This is a genomic window from Pseudalkalibacillus sp. A8 (assembly GCF_045920555.1).
Lineage (GTDB): Bacteria > Bacillota > Bacilli > Bacillales > Fictibacillaceae > Pseudalkalibacillus.
In genome coordinates, this window is the sequence record NZ_CP174509.1 from 3,046,380 (window position 1) to 3,069,064 (window position 22,685).

Sequence of the window (22,685 nt, forward strand, 5' to 3'; positions counted from 1 at the left end):
AAGTAATCATGCATCAATCACAGACTCAAGTCGATGTAAGATATGCTGAAACTGATCAGATGGGTGTTGTCCATCATGCTACCTATCTTATATGGTTCGAAGTGGGCAGAACCCAATTCATCAAAGATCTCGGATTTAGCTATGCCAAAATGGAGGCAGACGGTTTTTTAGCTCCGGTAACAGATATTTCGATTTCATATAAAAGGCCATTCAAATATGGAGAGACAGCTGAAATCAGGACTTGGCTCGAAAACTACAACGGCATTCGATCCGTCTATGGTTATGGAATCTATAACGAAAACGATGAGTTATGTATTTCGGGGACATCAACCCATGTTCTCGTCAATAAAGAGACGTTCAAACCGATCAGAATGGAAAAAGTTCTGCCTGATTGGCATGAAGCTTATCAAAATAATGCATTGGGACCCAAAAGAGAAATTTAATAGAAGGGTAAGAGGAGCTGTAAATCAGTCATGGCTTTTGGTATCAGACGAAAAGAACTACAAGCTTGGAAACAGAAAGCCCAACAAAATGAAATTGCCTATCTGACCCATTTTTGGATTGATGAGCGTTTCCCGGATTGCAACACCGTCACAAAGGTTGCATGTTGCAATCTCGAGAAGCTTTTCGCTTGGGGACGGCGTCATGGTTTAAAACCGGAATGGATCGATCACCGGGCGGATTTTCCGCATTATGATCTATTCGGTGACAGGCAGCTGAGGATTTTAAAAGCAGAAAACCAACTTGAGCAGATCAACCGGTTCAAGCTTGATAACTAAGAGTGCCAGCGCTGAAGCAGGCGGCGGGTATTTCTTACTGTTTTACAAAAATAAATTGATATTGAAAACAAACACCCATGAACCTATACATCCAGGGAGTTCTAGTCATCTATTCGTGTTCGGAATAATCATATGATATTTCATCATATTTTTTACTGTACTTAATTTTCAAGTCATGATCATTGAAATACCAGAGATCTTTATTTTCGATAAAAAACGTGATGCCTTCAGATTCGAACGTTTCCCCGGCTTCCATCGGTTCTTCTTTAGAAATCCCAAGTGAATAACCAGACTGGACAGTACTGCACCCTCCGACACGAGCGAAGAATCGTACATTGTCCCCTTCTGAAAGATCAAGTTCTTTTATAAACCATTTGACTGCAGGCTTTGTAATGGAAAATTCCACGGCGAACCCTCCTGTAATATGTGAAATTTTTTTGCATGTGATCGTTTTTCAACCTTATCAATGGAGTTTCATGTTTGCAACTCATTTGCAATTTTTGTCGATTTGTATATTAAAATAGATATATGAGTTTATACCCGATATACTTATAATGTAAAATGAATTTTAATGAATGATTGACTGTAAATTTCGCTAATCACTTACTTTAAACATAAACTGTTTCGCATAGAGGGGATAACATGAAAAAACAACAATTGATATTGTTCATCCTCATACCACTTGTCATCGTTTTTGGTGTGATCTTATTTTTGAACAGGGATAATCCGACAACAACTCCTGTAATGAACCCTTCAATCGAAGAGGAGTTTCCGAAAGAAGATGAACAAGTTGAGGAACCTCCACCTAAAGAAGAGGAGAAAGAGGATTCGAAGGATGATCAAAAGCCAAAGGATGAGCCAGTGGAAGAAACAGTCATTGAAGACATCCATATTGTCGGGCTTGGTGATTCTTTGACGAAAGGCTCCGGGGACAAACAGAAAGAGGGTTATATCAACCCAGTCGCCAGATACATCCAGGAAAATTCCGATGATCTGGTCAGTTTGAAAAATTTCGGCATCCACGGTCTTCCGAGTGATAAACTTGCTGCGAAGATGGAGGAAGAAGATGTCCAGAACCATATCAGAGAAGCTGACCATGTGTTCATCACGATTGGCGGAAATGATATTCTCAACATTGTGGAATACAACTTTTTCAGTCTGAATATGGATCTGTTCGAAACAGGTCAGCAAAGATATAGAAGGAACCTTTACGTCATCGTACAAACGATCCGGACATTGAACCCTAGTGCCAACATTTACTTGGTGAGCATGTTCAATCCTTTCCACAATTTCTTCCAGGATATAAAAGAAATCGATGGGGTGGTCAACGACTGGAACTCGACAGCCCAGACAGTCGCTGAAATCAATGATAATACGACATATATCCCGATCAATGATCTTTTTCTAGAGGAAGGCAGTGAAAGGCTCTTTGCCAATGATAAACTTCATCCGAACCATGAAGGGTATTTGATGATTGCTGAGCGGATTCAAAATTACCTGGTCATAGATGATGAATGATATATTTAAAGTATAAATGTGATACCTGTGTACAAGGCAGCTGAGATTGCGACGGCGATCAAGGCTGCTTTTAGTTTGAAGCGGGCATATTCCATCACTTGAAGGTTCAAGATCCGGCTTACTGTGTTTACATCATCACTCAATGGAGAAGCGAACGCCCCAAAAGTACCGCTTGCAAAAACTGCACCGATGACAAGAGGCAAAGACACATCCGAAAGCGCGGCCATCGATATTCCGAGGGGCATCAAAATGCCCCACGTCCCCCATGCTGATCCGATGAAATAAGACACAGCACAGCCGAAGAGAAACAAAATCGGAGGGACGAACATCGAAGGGATCCACCCAGCATGATCAGTTATGAATGTCGAAAAGCCCAAATCCTCGGTAACGGATGCTAACCCCCAGATAACTGATAGCAGCAGGATGACAGACATCAAATTGTTGCCTCCGTACACGAAACTTTCGATGAGCAATTTCATTCCGAATTTTTGAAACAGAAAATAAATGATGGTCAGAAAAGTCGTAATGAGCAGGGCGATCACCATCGCATCCAGAACGTCCGCCTTGATGAATGCTTTAAAGAAGTTAAATCCTTTCTGAAATCCGTCCAACCATGTTAAAATTAATGTCAAACCTATTACGAAAATTAATGGAAGCAGCAAATTCCAGGGTTTAGATGGTAAATCGAGAGACACGGCTGGATCGCAGTTATGCCAATCCTCCTCGTCGGATTCTTCCTCTCTCGGCTCTTTCTGCTCCCCATCAGAGGAATGATGGAAAAAGCTTAAATAAATACCCACAAGGAAGATTCCAATAGCGAAGAAGTTGAAAGGTATACTTTGGATGAAAAGGCTGTAAGGATCCCCTTTCAGATTTTGGTTGTGAAGACCAAGTTCCACCACGGATACCATATACCCGACAAAGGCTGTGGCAATCGGAATAAGTACGATGATCGGCGTAGTCGTCGTCTCGATTACGAAACCCAATTCTTTTTTCGTCATGTTTACCCGTTTCAACAATGCCCTCATAATCGGGCCGATGGTGACGAAACGAAAGCTCGGTGCACTGAATGTTCCGATTGTTGATACATATGTTAAAAGTATAGCTTCCCTTTTCGTATCAACCCGTTCGGAAGCTGCTTCGACAAAGCCTTTGATCCCGCCAGCTACCTTGATCATACCGACAAGTCCAGAAAAGACATACAGAAAAACGATGATTTTAATATTATTTTCATCCACTAGTGCGGTAACCAAGTATTGGAGCATCGTTTCAACCCCGCCGATCGGGGCAGGATTTATCAGATAAGCACCTGCGATCAGTCCAATCAATATGCCGGGCAATACTTGCTTTGTCACCATAGCGATCGGAATTACCAACAAGAAGGGGATAATCGACAGCCAATTTCCATCCATAGGATCACCTTTATCTTTCTTTTGGCTCTGTTAAACGATTCTTTTTTTTAGTATCATTTGTCACTTTGTATAGCTTGTGAATCGGAAAAAATATTATACTGAGGAAAGCGGAGGGGAACACATGATTTTAGTTCAAGATCAATTGAAAGATCAATCCGAAGTACGAATCGATATCGAGGATAGAGGATATCAATTCGGTGATGGTGTGTATGAAGTAGTGAGGATTTATAATGGTCAGTATTTCGGTATGGAGGAGCATTTGATCCGCCTTGAGCGAAGCGCAAGAGAAATCCAGATGACGCTTCCTTACTCGATTGAGCTTTTAAAAGAACGTTTAGAAAAATTAGCAAAGGCTAATGATATAAGAGACGGACATGTCTATCTACAAATCACCCGTGGTGTTGCAGAACGTACACACCAATTTCCTTTACAGCAGGCCCCATTCCTTGTAGCCTATGCCCGAAAGTCTCCGCGGCCGCTGAGTAAGATGAAAGATGGAATCACTGCGATCACCACAGAGGATATCCGTTGGCTGAGGTGTGATATCAAGAGTTTGAACCTGCTCGGTAACGTCCTCGGTAAACAAAAAGCGATGGATACAAAGTGCGATGAATCGATATTCATCCGGAATGATATCGTCACTGAAGGTAGTTCTACAAATGTATATATCGTTAAGAATGGTGAGATCTGGACGCATCCAGCTAACAATTTTATCCTGAACGGTATTACAAGGCAAGTCGTACTGGATATTGCGAAGGAAACGGGTATTACAGTACATGAAGAAACGTTCACGAAAAACGAATTGATGGATGCAGATGAGGTCATCATTTCGAGTACAACGATGGAAGTGACACCAGTCATCTCAATTGATGGGACACAAGTGAGCAACGGTGAACCTGGTAAAGTGGCACGAACATTGCAAGAAAAATTCAATGAGCGCATTGCCCAATTGCAACGTGTGAAAAATTGATTTCTTGCAATTCGAATACGTCCATGATAAATTTATCTTTGGATTAAAAAACCGGCAGCTCATATTTATTTGTAAAGATGATGAGGCACTTCCGGCTTTCTCGGGAAGTGCTTTTTACGTTCATGAAATGAATTTCCTTAAAAATTCGGGCGTTATAGGGAGATTTGTGAAAAGGAAACGGCTTTCTTTACATTATTGAAAGCGGGGCACTTTCAACGACAATATTAGCCAAAGGGATATAGCTGATGCCAAGCGAAAACGAAGCATAGGCACAACTGTGAGAACATCCTGTAAGAGCTGGTCAACTCTATCAAACGGACCAAGCTCATTCTAATCTAGGCACTGTTAGTTATAAACCATGATTAATACTACTTGAAATTAATATTTGGAAAAAATAACTCATTTAAGAGTATTTCTCTTTGCCAATAAAACGTGATTGTGAGCAAGGAGCCGGAAATCAATATTCAATGCTAACGTTGCCTTCTATCTAAAAAGGAGTTAGATGAATTGACAACATTTAAAGATTTAGGAATTGAAACACGTACATTAAAAGCGATCAATGACATGGGATTCGAAGAACCAACCTCAATTCAGCGAGATGCGATTCCAGTTGCTCTCAAAGGAAAAGACTTAATCGGGCAAGCACAAACTGGAACAGGTAAGACAGCAGCATTCGGGATACCAATGATTGAAAATATCGACAAGGATCAAACAGGCGTACAAGCACTGATCGTGACACCGACTCGTGAACTTGCCATCCAGGTCGCTGAAGAGTTGAACAAGATCGGTCAGCACAAACGGATCCGCACACTTCCGATTTATGGAGGTCAGCATATCGGCTTTCAGATCAAAGCGTTGAAGAAAAGACCGCAGATCCTTGTGGGTACACCTGGACGTCTTCTTGATCACCTGAACCGTAAAACGATCCGTCTTGGTGAATTGAAGACAGTCGTCCTTGATGAAGCAGACGAAATGCTGAACATGGGATTCATTGATGATATCAAGGAAATCCTCGGACAGATTCCTGAAGAACACCAAACGATGCTTTTCTCTGCAACGATGCCTAAAGCCATCAAAACGCTTGCAGATCAGTTTATGAAGCAGGATCGTGTCATCGTTCAAGTGAAAGCAAGTGAAATGACGGTAACAAAAATCGAGCAACGATACGTCAAAGTCCATGAAAAAGAAAAGTTCGATGTGCTTTGCCGACTTTTAGACATCCAGGCACCAGAACTGGCAATCATTTTCGGCCGTACGAAAAAGCGTGTCGATGAAGTGACCGATGCTCTCATCAAGCGGGGTTATTCCGCTGACGGCATTCATGGTGACTTGTCTCAGCAAAAACGTGATCGGGTCATGAAAAAGTTTCGTTCGAATCGGCTCGACATCCTTGTTGCAACAGACGTTGCGGCACGTGGAATTGACATCAGCGGTGTAAGCCATGTATACAATTTCGATATCCCTCAAGACCCGGAAAGCTATGTTCACCGTATCGGACGTACTGGCCGTGCCGGAAAAGAAGGGGTAGCAATCACGTTCATGACTTCTCGTGAATTCGATCATCTGAAAACGATTGAACAAATTACGAAGAAACGCATGGAACAAATATCGATTCCGACCACTGATGACGCGCTGGAAGGTCAACAACGCTTTGCGGCAGAGCAATTGACGAACACGATTGATAAGGATGAACTCTCTTCTTACTATGCAATTGCGGATGAATTGCTTGGAAAGTATAATGCACGCGAAATAGTGGCTTCTGCGTTGAAGAATGCAACGAAAGAGCCAGATAAGACACCAGTAGATATCACACCGATCAAGCCGTTAGATACGAAGAAGAAATCTTCGAATCGACGACCATATTCCCAAGGCAAGGGCAAAGGTGGACGTCCATACAACCGCGGTGGCAATCGTTCTGGCGGTGGAAATCGGCACGGAGGCGGTAACCGTTCGAACAGTAACCGTCAAAACCGTTCACACCGTTCCCATCGTCAACGGATAAATAAATAATTCTATACAACAGACAGGAAGTGATTTTTGATGAAGATCATCCTGATCAGTGATACGCACTTAAAAACTTCTGGGAAAACCTTTCCAGAAGTTTTTCTTTCTGAATTGAAAAAAGCGGATCTCATTGTTCATGCAGGTGATTTCGTAGAGGAAAATGTTTATGAAGGGCTGCTTGAATATGCGCCTGTGAAGGCTGTATATGGAAATGTCGATACGAAAGAACTACAAGAACGCCTTCCGGCAAAGGAGCTTTTTACAGTCGGTGGCATTACGATCGGTCTTACCCATGGCCATCTTGGTAAAGGGAAAAGCACACCTGAACGCGCATTACGAGCTTTTGAAGGGGAGAGCCCAGACATTATCGTTTTCGGTCATTCGCATATTCCGTTTCATGAAAAACTGGACGGTGTGGTCTTGTACAACCCTGGCTCTGTCACAGCCAAACGGTTTCAGAAGCATTATTCGTATGGCTGGCTCACAATTAATGAGACATACAAAATTGAGACACACTACCTCTAAAGAGTCGTAATAGGAGGAAATCGGTGTGTCACTCAAACAAGAACTTCATATCTATACCTTTTCAGCCAAAAACGGGGCGCAAGTCGTCATCCGCCCAGCGGTGAAAATAGACGCAAAAAAAATCATCAAAGCAGCTGAAGCAATCGTCGAAAGCCGGGAATATATCCAAAAGGAAAAAACGCGGAGCCTTTCTGAAGAGCAGGCTTTCATCGACAAGGTTGAAAGAGAAGGACACTTGTATGCTGTAGTGGAAGTCGATGGGACCATCCACGGTATTGCTCGCGTATTACGTGGAGAACTTGAGATGAAACGACATTGTGGTGTTTTCCGTACCTGGATTTCTGAAGACGTTCAAGGGATCGGTATAGGGAAGATCATTATGAAATATGCGCTGGATTGGTGTGAAAAAGAAGGGCTTTATAAGTTGTGGCTGACTGTGTTTTCGAGTAATCCGTTCGCCCATAAACTATATGAACGATACGGTTTCGTAATAGAGGGTACCCAGAAGGACCAGCTTTGTATCAACGGGGAGTATGAGGATGAAATCTATATGGCGTATTTCTTTGATAAAAAATAAAAGGGATGACCTCTAAATGAAAAGATCGTTAGGGTCATCTTTTTTTGTTTTGGCAGGGGCAGCAATTAATATGTTGGTTCGAAATTAAAACCATCTTTGAGTCCCTTGTTTTTCGAGTTTCGCAAAATCAGGGTGTTAAAACCCGTCTTTGAGTCCCTCGTTTTTCTATTTTCGCAAATTCAGTACCTCATAAAGCTTTCATGAGTACCGCTGTACCATTTGGTCCTTTGAAGTAATAAAAAACACAAGCGAATTTCATTTACTTTCGTTCATTTGAGTTGATCTTCATCCGAATGAAGTACAACTCGTTCACCCATGTCTTCCCGTTCCAATAGATCCCGGACATACCTTTTTTCTTTACTCGTGATTTCATCAGAGATGATGTGCCGGGTTTCTAATTTTTCAAGTGCTTCATGTTCAGCATATAACGCTTCGCGGATCGCTCTGGCTGTAGATTCCTGACGAAGCTTTGGTTCACGTTCATAGAGGGATTCAAGTTCCTCGTTCAATTGCTTCAACTCGTCTTCGTATTGGTTCGAGAGTCTGGTGAACACGATCGGAGATAACGTTCCTTCCTCTGCCATTTTTTCTAGATGTTTACGACCGGAATGATAGCGGTATAGCCGGCTCTGGATACGATCATATTCTAGTTTTTCTTCCTTGCTTGATTTCTCGCCTAATAAGCCGACAAGTGGTTTGATTGTCAATCCTTGAACGACAAGCGAGAAGAAGACGACACCGAAAGCCAGCATCAAGATCTCTTCCCGGTATGGAAAATCAATTGGCAGACTAAGTGCTAATGCTAACGATAATGAGCCTTTCAACCCGCCCCAATTGAAGATGTGCTTCCAATTATTCGGCAAGGAACGTACAAAACTGACTGTTGAATAGACCGCAATGCTTCTTGCAAGCAGGACGATCCCGATGGCGATCAATACCTGCATCCAGTTGACCGTCTCGATGATCCTCGTGATTTCAAGGCCGACAAGTAAAAACACAAGTGAGTTCGCTACCAGGGACGCGACATCCCAAAATGTACGAATGCTCAGACTGGTCGTCGGGCTCATTCCGACCTGTTTTCCGAAGTTGCCGAAGATGATTCCGCCGATCACAACGGCGATAACGCCAGAAACATGAAACGCTTCTGCTACGAAAAACGATCCGTAAAACAACAGCATCGAGAAGACGATTTCGAGCGGATAGTCATCATAAAATGAGCCAAGACGTGAGAAGAAATACCCGAATGCGCCACCGACAAGCAGTCCTCCGATCACGACTTTAAAAAATGCGCCGAGTGCCAGGGTAATCCCAGCTGCACCAGCACCCAGAATCATATCGTATTGGTAGGCAGCGATCGTGAATAAGACGACGGCAAGTCCATCATTGACTAAGCTTTCGCCCTCCATCACAGTCGATAGTTTATGGTTCACACCCATTGACTTGAAAATCGACAAAACACTGATCGGATCGGTAGGTGCCATCAAGGCTGCGAATACAAGTGCAGCCTGGATCGATAAGCCGAGGAACACAGCAGTCATCCAACCCGCAGTCACGAAAGTAATCATGGTTCCAGCAACGGCAAGAACGAGAATCGGCAGCTTATTTTCGCGAATATGGGCAAAAGGTAGATTCAATGTTGCTTCCCCAAGTAAAGTTGGGAGGAAAATAGAAATAATCGCGAATCTGAAAATCTCATCCTCTGCAAAAAAATGCTTCAATTCCTCGAGACCTTCATAAGGTAAAATGCCGATGAGGGCACCGATAATGACAAGGGCGATCGGATATGGCTGCTTCAATTTCTTTGCGATTGCCGTAATCCCTGCTGCAATTGCAAGCAATAAAAGTATTAGTTCGAATTGTGTCTCCATATGTACTCCTTTCCTTAAGATACCAGCCTGTCTGGTGTAGTATTCCATTGACGTTATCTTCTATTATATCGAAAAGATGCTCATAAAAACTTAAGGTGCCCACAGATGTTTTAAAATGTGATAAAGTAAAGATAAAACAACGTGAATCAGGTGTAAACATGTGTATGAATAAACAGAATGGTAATACCCATTGGGTCGACTGTTTTTATCGGCTTGATGACTATCTTAAGAAAAATAAAGCAGCGCCTTCTTTGTTACATAAAGTGAAGGAGTTAGCAAATAAATCATACCAAAACGAGTTGACGATCGCTTTTTGCGGCCATTTTTCTGCCGGAAAATCGAGCATGATCAACCTGTTGATGGGTAGCGATCTTCTGCCTTCTTCACCAATCCCGACCAGTGCGAATATCGTCGCAATCAAGAACGGCGAGCCGCATGTCCTTATTACGGATCAAGATGGGAACAAGATTTCCTATTCAGGTGAATTGGATATTTCTCAGGTCAAGCGAGCTTCGAAAAACGGTGAAGAGGTCAAGACCGTCGAGATTTATAAGTATCACCCCTTTTTAGAAAACGAGACGGTGGTCATGGACACGCCTGGAATCGATTCAGTAGATGATGCTCACAGGATTTCGACCGAATCTATGCTTCACCTTGCGGATGTGATCGTTTATGTGATGGATTACAATCATATCCAGTCAGAGCTCAACTTCAATTTTACGAAAGAGATGCAGGAGCTTGGTAAAGAAGTCTACCTCATCATCAATCAGATCGATAAACATAATGACGAGGAACTATCTTTTAGAGATTACTCTGAACAAACGATCCATGCATTTAAACAATGGGGTGTCAATGCAAAGGGGATCTATTTCACTACATTGAAGGAAGCCGATCATCCACAAAATCAATTAGCTGAATTACAGAATGAATTACAGACGATAAAAACGAACAAGGAAGCGTTCATTTATCATACTTTGAACAGTATGACGGCAAAAGTGATCGATGAATATCTCGAAAGGAAATATCCTGATGTCTTGGAGCAAAAAGCAGATTCAGAGGTTGCTGGGTTTAAAGAAGAAATCGAAGCATTAATAGCAAGGAAAGAACAGCTTGAAGCACAAGGGGATCAAGTGGAAATGGATTTCATCGATCAACTGAAAAAGCTGATCGACAATGCCCGGATCGCCCCTTATGAAGTCCGTGAGTTTGGTCGTGCTGTTTTGGAAGCGATGAAGAAGGACTTCAAGACAGGATTCTTTTTCGCCCGTAAAAAGACAGAGGAAGAACGAGCTGCCCGCATTGAGAGTTATGTCGAAGCGGTAAATGAAAAGGTCACGTCTGAACTAGAATGGCACATAAAAGAAGAGCTTCAACAACAAATTAAACAACTCAATATTCATGAGCCGGGTCTCGAGAGCCAGGTACATGAAATTGAACATCGTTTCAATGCAGAAGACGTCGACCGATTGCAACAGAGAGGGGCTACGTTCAATGAAGCGTATGTGCTTCAGTACAATCGGGATGTGGAAGATGATTTGAAGAAACGCTACCGCCGTTCGGCGATGGATATTTTTCAGGATATAAAAACCACCTATGTAAATGATCACATCAAGCCAGAGCTTAATGATATTGAAGACAAACTTGCAGAATTGGAAGCTGAACAGTCAAAGGCGGATCATGCCCAGCAAAGGGAAGATGCTTTCAATAAAGAAAAAGATCGGTTGATTGAAATATGCCAGTCTGATGAACCTGCAACTGAAGCTTCGTACTGGCTTGATCAAGTGCTCCAATTCCTTAATGTCCAAGCAGAAGAAGGCGCTTGGACCGATATAGCAGAGGAAATGAAAGAGAAAGTGGACGCCTTCATGGAACAGGGTGAAGAACCTGCGAACATTGTTCAAGGACAAGTTGAAGAAGCGGCAGCACGTCTTGACACGACAGTGGAGTTATTATCCAAATGGGATTCGTTGAGTGATTTGACGAACCGGATGAAGACTCGTTCTGAAAAAATCAAAAACCAACAATATACGGTCGCATTGTTCGGAGCCTTCAGCGCTGGTAAATCATCGTTTGCCAATGCCTGGTTGAAGGAGAATGTCCTGCCCGTCTCACCGAACCCGACAACAGCGACGATCAATAAGATTTTACCGGTCACAGAAGAATACCCGCATGGGACTGTCAAAATCGAAATTAAATCTTCTGAAATCTTGTTAGAAGAGCTGAAGCATTCGCTGCACAGATTCGATAAAAGCTGTGAATCGATCAAAGAGGGGATTGAAGCTATCAAAAGGATTGACACTGAAAGACCGGATCCTCATTATAATTTCCTGAAAGCTGTGGAAAAGGGCTTTCCTGCGATGAAGGATTATCTCGGTACAGACCAGCTCATCGATCATGCGAATTTTGCATCGTTCGTGGCTCAGGAGGACAAGGCCTGTTTTACAGAATCGGTCGAGCTCTATTATGACTGTGAACTGACGCGGCAAGGAATCACGTTGGTCGATACACCAGGTGCTGATTCGATCAATGCACGGCACACATCGGTTGCCTTCGATTATATCAAGAATGCCGATGCGATCGTTTTCGTGACCTATTACAACCATGCTTTCTCTAAAGCTGATCGTGATTTCCTCATCCAATTGGGACGGGTGAAGGATACGTTCTCCATGGATAAGATGTATTTTGTCATCAACGCAGCAGACCTTGCGAAAGATGAGGAAGAGCGGGAAGATGTTGTAGATTACGTAACAGATCAATTGACCGAGTATGGAATCCGGTTCCCGCGCATGTATGCATTATCAAGTAAACAAGCGCTGCTTGAACGTACTAGGGATCTTGAAGGTTTTCAGTCCAATTTTACTCATTTTGAAAAAGAATTCAAATCCGCAACGATCAGAGAACGGGATGAAGTATCCGTCAACCAGGCGAATGAACTGATGAAATCAGGGTATATCCGTCTGTCCGAATGGATCGAACATGCACAATCAGATGAGGCGCATCAGGAGCAGGAGAAAAAGCGCCTGAAAAGCGAAAAAACGGAAATCGTCGATTATATCGGTTCATACTCGCATTCTCCTTTTAAAAAATCAATGAACCAGGAGACGAAGGAACTGCTCCATTACGTTATACAACGGTTGATGCTTACGTTCAATGATGAATACAAGATCGCGTTCAATCCATCAGTCCTGATGAAAGATATGAAACAGAACCAGCTGAAAAAATGTCTCGATGAATTGTTGGGATCGATGTTGTTTCAGCTTTCTCAAGAATTGAGAGCGACGACTCTGCGTCTTGAAAAACATCTGAATGAACAACGGAACCGTTTTTATGAAATGGCGGAGAACTATACGTCGGACCGGAGCTCCTGTCAATTGATGGAGTTGCAGGAATTGAGTATGAATACGCCGGAAATCGATCCTGAGTGGCCGGGTCGGACGGTCGTTGATCTGGAGCCTTCATTAAAAAAGTTTAAAAATCCGAAACAATTCTTTGAAGGGAATGGGAGAGAAGTGATGCGCCAAGAACTCTCAGAAAAGATCCAACCACTGCTACAAGAGATCGTGCAAACGTACACGAATCACTTCAGCACCTTTTACGGAGATGGTCTTGAACAAGAAATCGAGAACATGAAGAAGCAATTCGCCGGCGAGATTGAGCAGTATTATGCAGGTATCCTTGAAGCCTTCGCCTCAAAAGATCAGCTTGATGAATTGATAGAGACGAGGCAACAACTGGAGGACATTTTGCACCAAGGAAAAGAGGCAAAGCATGAAGGGTAGCCGGTTCCATTGCTGTGCAACCTGTGTCCATTTCCAAGTCCAAAAAGAAACGGACTCGGTCCGGTACTTCTGCAGTCGGCTTGGATATGAGACGAAGCCAGATTACCGATTTGACTGCTGGACACCGAAAGAGCATGTCAAAAAGCTGATGAACAAAGAGAATAAGAATGAATCCTAGGAGGAATCCCATGTCAGTCCACCAAGATATTTCAAAGCATAGTAACGAACAGCATGAAAGAGTCCGACTATTTGCTGAGCTTGATCATAAGCGTGAGCAATTGATTGAAGATACACTGTTAAAATGTAAAGAAGACCAGCCTTTTGAAAAAGAATTGGCTGAAATCAACCAGGTGACCGATCAAATCAACGAACTTGCAAGGAAAGGCATCGTCCCACAGCGGAAGAATGTCACAAAAGAAATGGTAGAGGAGTACTGCAAGCGAAGCTGACCCTAAAGCACTTTTCGTTATTCTTACAAAACTTGGATTTAATAAGACAAAAGTAGAATTAATTTTGACAAAAGCATCATTAATTTTAACAAAGTCGTAAATAATTACGACAAAACAGACGAAAATTACGACAATGACAATATTTGGAGTGATCTTAAGGAGCTTCCCGACATCAAGAAGGATGTTTAGGGGAGCCCTTTTTATAACAAATTTATAAAAAGGAGATTCTCCGTATAATAAAGAAGTAAGACAGAAATGAATTAAGTGCCGAAAAGGAGTGAGTCCAATGAGAGAGATGAGCGATCTGCATTCAATTGAAGAGGTCGATCTATTCATAGATGAGCATCGACTAATCTTCCTATACATTTCCCGCACAAATTGCAGTGTATGTCATGCATTACTTCCACAGGTTAAAGAAATGATGACCAAGTATCCAGAGATCGAATTGGCCCATGTAAACGCTGATTATTTGGAAGAGATCGCGGGGCATCTATCAATCTTCACGGTTCCTGTCCTCCTTTTATATGTAGATGGAAAGGAGACTATCCGGGAAGCTAGATTCGTACAGATAGAGCAGTTGGATCGTAAATTGAACAGAATCTATGAAATGAATACATAAGCCTTGGAAGGAGAGGAGATTATGTACACTGGTATATTGCTCTATCCGAGATTCAGTGAATATGAATTATCCGTTTTATTATCCATACTGAAGCAAGGCAGAAAACCAATTGTTCTCATCGGGTTGGATAAAGATGCAGTAAAAGGGGAAGCCGGGTTGGCTTGCATCCCTGATGTCAGGGTCGAGGAAGTAGATGTAGAAGCACTGGATAGCATTGTTCTCCCGGGAGTAGACGATTTCCAACACCTTGACCGACACCCCAGCCTTATCTCATTTCTCGGAAAGTTTCGTAATAAGAACGTTTGGATTGGAGCTATTTCCAGTGCACCCTATTTCTTAGCGATGAGCGGGTTGCTGGATGGAAAAAAGTATACAACTGGTCTCACTTCTGAACAACGTAGTTTCCTTGATACATTCAATAATGCAACTTTGATAGAGGCACCAGTAGTAGTAGATGGAAAGCTCATCACCGCGAGAGGCTCTCATTTTATAGAATTCGCCATAAAAATTGGAGAGGCTTTGGATCTTGATTTTGATAGAAGCAGGTACAAACATTAAATAAAGATGGATAGGGGTTAATATGTATTTGTTGTTACCATTTACTGGATGATACACAAAAAAGCCTAGCGCAGATTATGCCGGAGAATGATAGAGTACAAGAAGCATAAAAGGAGTAGTTGAAAGAAAGGGAAATCCATTAGAGAACATTAAAAAACTAGCTGGAGCAATCCAAGCTAGTTTTTATGTGCTAGTCTTCCTTTTTCAAGCTGCCAATGAACCGTTCAAGGCGATCAAGTCCTTCTTTCAGTTGGTCTTTGTGGTAAGCGTAGGATATCCGGATATAATCATCACCGTAATCGGAGAAGGCGATTCCGGGTACGACCGCGAGCTTTTCTCCTTCTAGCAGCTTTGTAGCAAAGTCCCAGGAATTCATGCCGAATTGTTTTATAGAAGGAAAAAGATAGAATGCCCCTGTCGGCTCATCCATCTCCAGCCCCATTTTGAGTAAACGATCATACGCATACTCCAATCGCTCTTTGTATATTTCACGCATAGGCATCGCGTCATCTTTCCCTGTTGTCAATGCTTCGACCGCTGCGGCCTGGGTAATCGATGATACACAGGTTACGTTGTATTGATGGACTTTTAAAATATGTTTTGTAATCGCACCGTCCCCGAGTATGAATCCGATGCGCCAGCCTGTCATCGAGTGGGATTTCGATAACCCGTTGATCACGATCGTTTTTTCTTTCATGCCAGTGAAATTGGCGATCGAACGGTGAGATTCACCATATGTCAACTCACTATAAATCTCATCAGATAGCACGAAAACACTTTTATCTTTTAAAAGTAACGCGATTTCTTCAAGCTCTTCCTTCGTTAACGATACCCCAGTGGGATTCGACGGATATGGAAGGATGATACATTTCGTCCGGTCCGTCAGATGTTTTTCGATCAGGGCAGCGGTAAGCTTGAATCCTGTTTCCCGTGTATCGACATGGATCGGTTTAGCACCGCATAAGCGAATGACAGGTTCGTAGCCAGGATAGACAGGCCCCGGAAGGATGACTTCATCGCCTTCTACAAGAAGCGTCCGCAGCGAGATATCGATCGCTTCACTTGCACCGGTTGTCGCGATCACTTCATCTTCAGCCCGGTATTCCAAACCATATTTTTCAGTGACGAATTTAGCGATGGCATTTCTCAACTCTATCGAACCAGCATTATGTGTATAGGTCGTCTTGTTTTCATCGATTGCTGTTTTCCCTGCTTCTTTTACATGTTCAGGTGTTGGAAAATCGGGTAAGCCGAGAGTAAGAGAAATCGCCTCTGGAAACTCTGATACGCGATTGAAAAACTGCCGGATACCGGATATTTGTATTTCTTTGACTCTTGGATTGATGAATTGTTCCATAATGGGTCCTCTCCTTGTCCGATTCGCTTGGTATGTAATCTATTTGAAGTTTAGCGTTTTAGCGAAGTGGCGTCAACGAAAGCGCCAATCATTTGTGTTTTCCAAATAGACTTCGATACAATGAAAAAAACTCTATCAAAGTAGGTGTGATCCATGAAAAATATCGTTTCCGTAGACTGGTTGTACTCGAAACTTGATGATAAAGACGTAATACCCGTTGATTGCCGGTTCTATCTCCAGGAAAAAGAACGCGGTATGGAAGAATATCAGGATGCCCATATTCCGGGTTCCAGCTATGCCGACCTCGAAAAGAACCTTTCAGGACAAGTACAAGAACACGGTGGACGACACCCATTGCCTGTTCTCGAGGAATTTTTACAATTCTTAGGTTCGATCGGAATCGATCAATCAAAAACGGTCGTCGCATATGATGCACAGAATACAGCCATGGCGGCGAGATTTTGGTGGATGCTCAAGTATCTTGGCCATAAAGAGGTATACGTACTGGATGGCGGGATTCAGGAATGGGAAAAGCAAGGCTACCCACTCACTGAAAAGTTACCTGAGGTGGTTAAGACGACTTACAGACCGAATTTACAAGAGGGTATGGTCGCAGATCTTACAGAGGTCAGGCTTGCTTCACAGCTTGATCAAACGTTGCTGATTGATGCGCGCGATGTGGAACGTTATGAAGGGAAATCAGAACCGATCGATGCAAAAGCGGGGCATATCCCATCGGCTGCGAATAAATTCTTTGCCGACAACTTCGAACAAGGAAAATGGAAGTCTCAAGAACAATTGAGAGATCACTTTGAAAACCATTTGTATAAACCGTTAATCAATTATTGCGGCTCAGGTGTCACAGCCTGCGTCAATGTACTCGCATTGGATGAAATCGGCAAAAAAAGCAAGCTCTATGTCGGCAGCTGGAGCGACTGGAGTTCATACGAAGGCAATCCAGTCGAAACAGAAGAGGATTCGAAATAAAAAATTTCACGTACCGTACTGAAAGCGTTTTTTAGAAAAATCTTTTAAAAACGTCTTTAAAAGTCTTTCAAAATCATTGCTACTCCCATTGAAACGTTGTACATTCTATTTTGGTTTTGACTTTGTTGAATTTTGATGTTGATTTCTAATAAAAAAATGCTTTAAGTCAAATTCGCGACACTCCAGCGGGAAAAGCGAGCCAGGCGAGACCACGTATCGATTTAAGGATCTTCGACTAAAATAATGAACTTCGACTAAATACCACCACGTCCTGTAGTGAACGTCGAAGTCAGTACATCCTGTACAAGTACGTCCTGCGCCTGCGGTTACTCGGCGCAAAACTACCAGGATGGAATTTAAGTACGTGTCTTGTGGTGAACGTAGAAGCCACCATAAGGAAAGCTTCTAAGAATTCCATCGCAGACACGAAAATGATTTCATTTTTGTGTTGAGATCCATGTGGAAAGTGAGCGAGGAGTTTTCGGATCGCCCGCGGAAGGGGAGTGAATTTCGCGAAAAATCAACAATTAAGTATAACAGAGCCTTGGTTTTTAAAAGATATGGGAATAATAGAGATAGATTCAATGTGTAAAGGGGAGAGTGCAATTGACATGGGACGTCCTCAATGTAATCGGCACATTGGCATTCGCGGTCAGTGGCGCGATTGTCGCTATGGAAGAAGATTATGATTTGCTAGGTGTAATGATACTCGGCCTCGCCACAGCATTTGGCGGAGGGATCATTCGAAATATATTGATAGAAGTACCGATGTCGACGCTTTGGCAGCAAGACATCCTGATTAAAGTTACGGTCCTCTTGATCTTCATCGTCTTCATCATTCCAGATACTTGGATTCACTTTACTAGGGCCTGGTTGAACTTTTTCGATGCGATCGGATTAGCGACATTCGCTGTACAAGGTGCATTGTACGCAACGGTTGCCGGTCATTCGCTCGCTGCCGTCATTATGGCTGCGGTCATGACCGGGACGGGTGGCGGGATTGTTCGTGATTTGTTGGCTGGCCGAAAACCGACTGTTCTGCGCTACGATATCTACGCCGCATGGGCGATTATTGCAGGCTTATTCATCGGTCTCGAAATCACGAATGAACCCTGGGAACTTTATTTACTGAGTGCCATCCTCATATTCTTAAGGATGTGTTCAGCAAAATACCGCTGGAAGCTGCCACATCGATACCTTCAGACATTCTAGCATTGAAAGATCACAGTCTTTTTGAGAGGCTGTGGTCTTTTATGTTTAGATGCTTTTTCATTAGTCGTCCTATTTTGAAGGAAAAAACCATATACATATGGAATTTAACATCTATAAATGTAGTCACTATATCTCGAAAGGGGTTTTTGGCAGGATGAGAGAGGTAAAGGTTATGACAGAGGATCGCGTGGTGACTTCCACGGATTATACGATGGACGTGAGTTTGGATTTTTTTAATGAGCGTATGAAAATTGAGGATTATCGCGGCAATGTAGCCTCCATCCATAAGCAAATCATCCGTCTCCTGGATGAACATCCGTTTACCAAGGTCATCGTAAAATCAAGGCAGGAAGATTGGAAGACATTCATTGAGCTAGGCTATCAGTTTGAAGCACTTTATACCGGTTACTTCAACGGAAGTGACGCTTATTCCATGGCTCTGTTTACAGAAAACAGCCGCCGGACGAGTGAGTACTGGATTTATGAAGATGAAACGATCGAACAAGTAAAAGAAATCCCTTGTACTCTGGAGCTTCCGAATGCACCTGGCTACACGGTCAGAAAAGCAGAAGAGAAAGATGCTAAAGAGCTCTCTAACCTGTATCAAGCTGTTTTCGAGATTTACCCGACTCCGATGAACGACCCGGATTACATTGAAAAGTTGATGAAGCACGATTCGATTTTCTATGTGGCCGAATTCGATGGGAGAATCGTAAGTGCAGCATCCGCGGATATCAATCCTACCTACCACAATGCAGAACTGACCGACTGTGCAACTCTGCCAGACCATCGTAAAAATGGCCTGATGAAAATTTTAATAGCCAAGCTTGAAAATGATTTGAAGGAACAGCAGATCTATTGTGTATACTCGATTGCACGAGCATTATCGTTCGGAATGAATGCTGTTTTCCATCAACGGAAGTACGTTTATACAGGACGGTTCACAAAGAACTGCAACATCTATAATAAATTAGAGGATATGAATTTGTGGATATGTGATTTGTCACGTAGATAAGCAGAGGTGCCGAAGAATCGGCACCCAGATGATAAAAATTTGGCATCTTGTTTTAGGAGGGTTGTCCGCATGCTTTTGGATGTAACGAACACCCGAGAAATGCTGCAAGCGATCTTAAGCTCGATTGATGAAGGGATTCATGTGATCAATAGAGAAGGGATCACCGTTTTTTATAACGAAATAGCTGCCTCACATGACGGAGTTTTGGTTGAAGATGTGCTCGGGCAACATCTTTTAGAGGTATTTCCCTCTTTCTCGAAAGAAACGAGTACCCTGTTGAAGGTGCTTGAAACTGGGGAACCGATATACAATCAGCATCAACGGTACCCGAATGTAAAAGGTCAGTTGATTGTTACAGTCAACACAACGTTACCGATCAAAGTCGAAGGAAAAATTGTCGGAGCAGTTGAGATTGCGAAGGATTTTACGAAAATCCAACAATTGTCCTGGAAACTCCTCGATCTGGAGGCGCGTGTCAAGGGGAATGACGTGGATGACACGCCAAAGGAATATGAAAACGGAACGAACTTTCGGATGACCGACATTTTAACCCAGGATGAAGAATTTTTAAAGATGAAAAAGATGGCTTTGATTGCAGCAGAATCTTCTTCTCCAGTCCTTGTATACGGAGAAACAGGGACGGGAAAAGAACTGTTGGTCCAGTCGATCCATAATGCATCAGATAGATGCAATCGTTCCTTCATTGCCCAAAACTGTGCAGCAATCCCATCGTCACTTCTTGAGAGTATTTTGTTTGGTACCGCGAAAGGCAGCTATACCGGTGCTGTCGATCGCCCAGGTCTGTTCGAACTTGCAGATGGAGGGACATTGTTTTTGGATGAATTGAATTCGATGCCGCTTGAAACCCAGGCGAAATTGCTTCGCGTCTTGCAAAACGGAAAAATCCGCAGGGTTGGAAGTACATCGGAAAAAAGTGTGAATGTTCGAGTCATAGTCGCTATGAATGAAGATCCGAAAATCTGCATTGAAAAAGAAACACTTCGAAAAGACCTGTATTACCGTCTAAACGTCATTTACTTGAAAATTCCGCCACTGCGCGCAAGAAGAAAAGACATACCGTTACTGACGGATCATTTCATCCAGAGGTATAATTTCAAGTTCGGGAAACTCGTCACAAGGGTTTCAGATGAAGTGAAGCATCTATTCCAGGAGTATGAGTGGCCAGGAAATGTACGTGAACTCGAGCATGCAATCGAATCGGCGTTGAACTTAATATCAGATGATACATTGACTCTCGACCATATTCCGGTCCATTTGATTGAGGCATCTGAAATCCCTGGAGAAATAGGCGGTATTCCGTCACTTCGGGAAGCGATCTCAGATACGGAAGAAATGTGGATCAACAAAGCCATGACCGCAACAGATGGTAATATCCAGCAGGCGGCAAAGCTTTTGAAAATACCGCGACAGACCTTGCAATATAAGCTTTCGAAACTCAATGACAAGAGCACTGCCGAAAATTAGGCGGTGTTCTTGTCATACCCTCTGATTACGACCAATCCAGCGCCACTGGAAAAATAGTCATTCACCCCTTATAGATCCCTGCACATATGATATATTGCAACCTCAAAATTCAGAACAATAAAAATTGGCATAAAACTTGCATTATAGATAGATGAGTAGATTTTAAATGGGAGGAATGACATGAAAGACTTCGTTTACAAACCAGACCGTCACTGGAAGGACATTGAGCTTTGGAAAGATGTCACTGATGAACAATGGAATAATTGGCTGTGGCAACTTACAAATACGATCCGTAACGTCGACCAGCTGAAAAAAGTCGTGAACCTGACACCTGAAGAAGAAGAAGGTGTACGTATATCAACCAAGACCATTCCTCTGAACATTACACCTTATTATGCATCACTTATGAATCCGGATGATCCGAGATGTCCGGTTCGAATGCAGTCTGTGCCAATCTCAGCGGAAATCAACAAAACAAAATATGATCTTGAGGATCCTTTGCACGAGGATGAAGATTCACCTGTACCAGGCTTAACGCATCGTTATCCTGACCGTGTCTTGTTCTTGGTGACAAACCAATGCTCGATGTATTGCCGTTATTGCACGAGGCGCCGCTTTTCCGGCCAGATCGGGATGGGTATACCGAAAAAGCAATTGGATGCAGCGATCGATTATATCGCGAAAACGCCTGTTGTCCGTGATGTTCTCATCTCTGGTGGCGACGGCTTATTGATCAACGATAATATTTTAGAATATGTGTTGAAAAATTTAAGAGCGATTCCACATGTAGAAATCATCCGGATAGGGACCCGGGCACCGGTCGTGTTCCCGCAACGTATCACGGAGAACCTGTGCAATATCTTGAAGAAATACCACCCAGTATGGCTGAATACACATTTTAATACATCGATTGAAATTACCGAAGACTCGAAACGTGCTTGTGAAATGCTTGCTGATGCTGGTGTACCGGTCGGAAACCAGGCCGTCATCCTGGCGGGGATCAATGACAGTCCTTACATCATGAAAAAGTTGATGCACGACCTCGTCAAAATCCGAGTTCGTCCTTACTATATCTATCAGTGTGATCTGTCAGAAGGAATCGGTCACTTCAGGGCACCGGTTTCAAAGGGAATTGAAATCATCGAGTCGCTCAGAGGGCACACATCTGGTTATGCGGTACCAACCTTCGTGGTCGATGCACCGGGTGGAGGTGGAAAGATCGTAGTCCAGCCAAACTACATCATTTCCCAAAGTGCAGATAAAGTCGTGCTGCGTAACTTTGAAGGTGTGATCACCACGTATCCGGAACCAGAAAATTATGTGCCGGGCCGTGCAGAAGCATATTTTGATGAAGTATATCAGATTGCAGAAAAACCGAAGACAGTCGGCATTGCCAGCTTGATGCGGGATGAAGCATTCAACCTTGTTCCAGAAGGATTACAGCGCTTGAACCGCCGCAAGACATATGAAACGGATCCGGAACACTCATCACTGAAGGACCGTCGCTCGAAACGTGATGAAATGATCGAGCGAAAATGGCAAGCCGAACAACAAAAGACAGCTGAGTAGGG

At 43.0% G+C, this 22,685-nt stretch carries 21 protein-coding genes; 17 read left to right on the forward strand and 4 right to left on the reverse strand.

Annotated elements, in window-relative coordinates; genetic code table 11:
- The first annotated feature begins 8 nt into the window (after window positions 1-8).
- The gene (locus ACJROX_RS15620) at window positions 9-443 is read left to right on the forward strand and encodes an acyl-CoA thioesterase (RefSeq protein WP_408006140.1); all 435 of its coding nucleotides are present in this window, start codon (window positions 9-11) and stop codon (window positions 441-443) included.
- A gap of 30 nt (window positions 444-473) precedes the next feature.
- The gene (locus tag ACJROX_RS15625) at window positions 474-779 is read left to right on the forward strand and encodes a hypothetical protein (protein WP_408006141.1); all 306 of its coding nucleotides are present in this window, start codon (window positions 474-476) and stop codon (window positions 777-779) included.
- 109 nt (window positions 780-888) lie between these two features.
- On the opposite strand, the gene ACJROX_RS15630 is transcribed toward ACJROX_RS15625, so the two are convergent.
- Complete coding sequence (locus tag ACJROX_RS15630) at window positions 889-1,185, reverse strand: HesB/YadR/YfhF family protein (protein WP_408006142.1); 297 nt, start codon at window positions 1,183-1,185, stop codon at window positions 889-891.
- Between the two features lie 236 nt (window positions 1,186-1,421).
- Here ACJROX_RS15630 and ACJROX_RS15635 point away from each other — a divergent pair, with 236 nt between their 5' ends.
- Complete coding sequence (locus tag ACJROX_RS15635; protein ID WP_408006143.1) at window positions 1,422-2,297, forward strand: GDSL-type esterase/lipase family protein; 876 nt, start codon at window positions 1,422-1,424, stop codon at window positions 2,295-2,297.
- 5 nt (window positions 2,298-2,302) lie between these two features.
- Here the strand turns inward: ACJROX_RS15635 and ACJROX_RS15640 are convergent, their stop codons facing one another.
- A complete protein-coding gene (locus ACJROX_RS15640; RefSeq protein WP_408006144.1) occupies window positions 2,303-3,709 on the reverse strand; it encodes a Na+/H+ antiporter NhaC family protein in 1,407 nt (468 codons plus the stop codon).
- A gap of 121 nt (window positions 3,710-3,830) precedes the next feature.
- Between ACJROX_RS15640 and dat the strand changes: the two genes are divergently transcribed.
- The 4 genes from dat (at window position 3,831) to ACJROX_RS15660 (ending at window position 7,785) form a co-directional block, all read left to right on the forward strand.
- Window positions 3,831-4,679 (forward strand): D-amino-acid transaminase, encoded by an 849-nt coding sequence (dat, locus tag ACJROX_RS15645; RefSeq protein WP_408006145.1) that lies wholly within the window; start codon window positions 3,831-3,833, stop codon window positions 4,677-4,679.
- Between the two features lie 507 nt (window positions 4,680-5,186).
- Window positions 5,187-6,689, forward strand: coding sequence for a DEAD/DEAH box helicase (locus ACJROX_RS15650; protein ID WP_408006146.1), 1,503 nt, complete (start codon window positions 5,187-5,189; stop codon window positions 6,687-6,689).
- 30 nt (window positions 6,690-6,719) lie between these two features.
- Window positions 6,720-7,208 carry a metallophosphoesterase family protein gene (locus tag ACJROX_RS15655; RefSeq protein ID WP_408011678.1) on the forward strand — a complete coding sequence of 163 codons (489 nt, stop codon included), beginning with the start codon at window positions 6,720-6,722 and terminating at the stop codon, window positions 7,206-7,208.
- Between the two features lie 25 nt (window positions 7,209-7,233).
- The gene (locus tag ACJROX_RS15660) at window positions 7,234-7,785 is read left to right on the forward strand and encodes an N-acetyltransferase family protein (protein ID WP_408006147.1); all 552 of its coding nucleotides are present in this window, start codon (window positions 7,234-7,236) and stop codon (window positions 7,783-7,785) included.
- A 269-nt stretch (window positions 7,786-8,054) separates the two neighbouring features.
- Here ACJROX_RS15660 and ACJROX_RS15665 read toward each other — a convergent pair whose 3' ends face one another.
- The gene (locus ACJROX_RS15665; protein WP_408006148.1) at window positions 8,055-9,653 is read right to left on the reverse strand and encodes a Na+/H+ antiporter; all 1,599 of its coding nucleotides are present in this window, start codon (window positions 9,651-9,653) and stop codon (window positions 8,055-8,057) included.
- A gap of 164 nt (window positions 9,654-9,817) precedes the next feature.
- Here ACJROX_RS15665 and ACJROX_RS15670 point away from each other — a divergent pair, with 164 nt between their 5' ends.
- From ACJROX_RS15670 to ACJROX_RS15690, 5 genes are all read left to right on the forward strand, one after another.
- Window positions 9,818-13,432 (forward strand): dynamin family protein, encoded by a 3,615-nt coding sequence (locus tag ACJROX_RS15670; protein WP_408006149.1) that lies wholly within the window; start codon window positions 9,818-9,820, stop codon window positions 13,430-13,432.
- Entirely contained in the window at window positions 13,422-13,610 is a 189-nt protein-coding gene (locus tag ACJROX_RS15675; RefSeq protein WP_408006150.1) for a hypothetical protein, read from the forward strand. Before ACJROX_RS15670 ends, ACJROX_RS15675 begins: the two co-directional genes overlap by 11 nt.
- Window positions 13,611-13,620: 10 nt before the next feature.
- Entirely contained in the window at window positions 13,621-13,881 is a 261-nt protein-coding gene (locus tag ACJROX_RS15680; protein WP_408006151.1) for a DUF2533 family protein, read from the forward strand.
- Window positions 13,882-14,167: 286 nt separating this feature from the next.
- A complete protein-coding gene (locus tag ACJROX_RS15685; RefSeq protein WP_408006152.1) occupies window positions 14,168-14,500 on the forward strand; it encodes a thioredoxin family protein in 333 nt (110 codons plus the stop codon).
- A gap of 21 nt (window positions 14,501-14,521) precedes the next feature.
- Entirely contained in the window at window positions 14,522-15,058 is a 537-nt protein-coding gene (locus ACJROX_RS15690) for a DJ-1/PfpI family protein (RefSeq protein WP_408006153.1), read from the forward strand.
- A 190-nt stretch (window positions 15,059-15,248) separates the two neighbouring features.
- On the opposite strand, the gene ACJROX_RS15695 is transcribed toward ACJROX_RS15690, so the two are convergent.
- Window positions 15,249-16,415, reverse strand: coding sequence for an aminotransferase A (locus tag ACJROX_RS15695; RefSeq protein ID WP_408006154.1), 1,167 nt, complete (start codon window positions 16,413-16,415; stop codon window positions 15,249-15,251).
- 153 nt (window positions 16,416-16,568) lie between these two features.
- Between ACJROX_RS15695 and ACJROX_RS15700 the strand changes: the two genes are divergently transcribed.
- From ACJROX_RS15700 to ablA, 5 genes are all read left to right on the forward strand, one after another.
- Window positions 16,569-17,402 (forward strand): sulfurtransferase, encoded by an 834-nt coding sequence (locus tag ACJROX_RS15700; RefSeq protein ID WP_408006155.1) that lies wholly within the window; start codon window positions 16,569-16,571, stop codon window positions 17,400-17,402.
- A gap of 606 nt (window positions 17,403-18,008) precedes the next feature.
- A complete protein-coding gene (locus ACJROX_RS15705; RefSeq protein WP_408006156.1) occupies window positions 18,009-18,614 on the forward strand; it encodes a trimeric intracellular cation channel family protein in 606 nt (201 codons plus the stop codon).
- A gap of 154 nt (window positions 18,615-18,768) precedes the next feature.
- Window positions 18,769-19,629 carry a putative beta-lysine N-acetyltransferase gene (gene ablB, locus ACJROX_RS15710; protein WP_408006157.1) on the forward strand — a complete coding sequence of 287 codons (861 nt, stop codon included), beginning with the start codon at window positions 18,769-18,771 and terminating at the stop codon, window positions 19,627-19,629.
- Between the two features lie 69 nt (window positions 19,630-19,698).
- The gene (locus tag ACJROX_RS15715; protein WP_408006158.1) at window positions 19,699-21,114 is read left to right on the forward strand and encodes a sigma-54 interaction domain-containing protein; all 1,416 of its coding nucleotides are present in this window, start codon (window positions 19,699-19,701) and stop codon (window positions 21,112-21,114) included.
- Between the two features lie 180 nt (window positions 21,115-21,294).
- On the forward strand, window positions 21,295-22,683 hold the full coding sequence (ablA, locus tag ACJROX_RS15720) for a lysine 2,3-aminomutase (RefSeq protein WP_408006159.1): 1,389 nt from the start codon (window positions 21,295-21,297) through the stop codon (window positions 22,681-22,683).
- Window positions 22,684-22,685 lie beyond the last annotated feature (2 nt).

Excerpts from the sequence above, each read along its gene's own strand:
- ACJROX_RS15620 (WP_408006140.1), top strand. The coding sequence starts at position 9 with ATGCATCAATCACAGACTCAAGTCGATGTAAGATATGCTGAAACTGAT.
- ACJROX_RS15625 (WP_408006141.1), top strand. The coding sequence starts at position 474 with ATGGCTTTTGGTATCAGACGAAAAGAACTACAAGCTTGGAAACAGAAA.
- ACJROX_RS15635 (WP_408006143.1), top strand. The coding sequence starts at position 1,422 with ATGAAAAAACAACAATTGATATTGTTCATCCTCATACCACTTGTCATC.
- ACJROX_RS15640 (WP_408006144.1), bottom strand. The coding sequence starts at position 3,709 with ATGGATGGAAATTGGCTGTCGATTATCCCCTTCTTGTTGGTAATTCCG.
- dat (WP_408006145.1), top strand. The coding sequence starts at position 3,831 with ATGATTTTAGTTCAAGATCAATTGAAAGATCAATCCGAAGTACGAATC.
- ACJROX_RS15655 (WP_408011678.1), top strand. The coding sequence starts at position 6,720 with ATGAAGATCATCCTGATCAGTGATACGCACTTAAAAACTTCTGGGAAA.
- ACJROX_RS15665 (WP_408006148.1), bottom strand. The coding sequence starts at position 9,653 with ATGGAGACACAATTCGAACTAATACTTTTATTGCTTGCAATTGCAGCA.
- ACJROX_RS15670 (WP_408006149.1), top strand. The coding sequence starts at position 9,818 with ATGAATAAACAGAATGGTAATACCCATTGGGTCGACTGTTTTTATCGG.
- ACJROX_RS15675 (WP_408006150.1), top strand. The coding sequence starts at position 13,422 with ATGAAGGGTAGCCGGTTCCATTGCTGTGCAACCTGTGTCCATTTCCAA.
- ACJROX_RS15680 (WP_408006151.1), top strand. The coding sequence starts at position 13,621 with ATGTCAGTCCACCAAGATATTTCAAAGCATAGTAACGAACAGCATGAA.
- ACJROX_RS15685 (WP_408006152.1), top strand. The coding sequence starts at position 14,168 with ATGAGAGAGATGAGCGATCTGCATTCAATTGAAGAGGTCGATCTATTC.
- ACJROX_RS15690 (WP_408006153.1), top strand. The coding sequence starts at position 14,522 with ATGTACACTGGTATATTGCTCTATCCGAGATTCAGTGAATATGAATTA.
- ACJROX_RS15695 (WP_408006154.1), bottom strand. The coding sequence starts at position 16,415 with ATGGAACAATTCATCAATCCAAGAGTCAAAGAAATACAAATATCCGGT.
- ACJROX_RS15700 (WP_408006155.1), top strand. The coding sequence starts at position 16,569 with ATGAAAAATATCGTTTCCGTAGACTGGTTGTACTCGAAACTTGATGAT.
- ablB (WP_408006157.1), top strand. The coding sequence starts at position 18,769 with ATGAGAGAGGTAAAGGTTATGACAGAGGATCGCGTGGTGACTTCCACG.
- ACJROX_RS15715 (WP_408006158.1), top strand. The coding sequence starts at position 19,699 with ATGCTTTTGGATGTAACGAACACCCGAGAAATGCTGCAAGCGATCTTA.
- ablA (WP_408006159.1), top strand. The coding sequence starts at position 21,295 with ATGAAAGACTTCGTTTACAAACCAGACCGTCACTGGAAGGACATTGAG.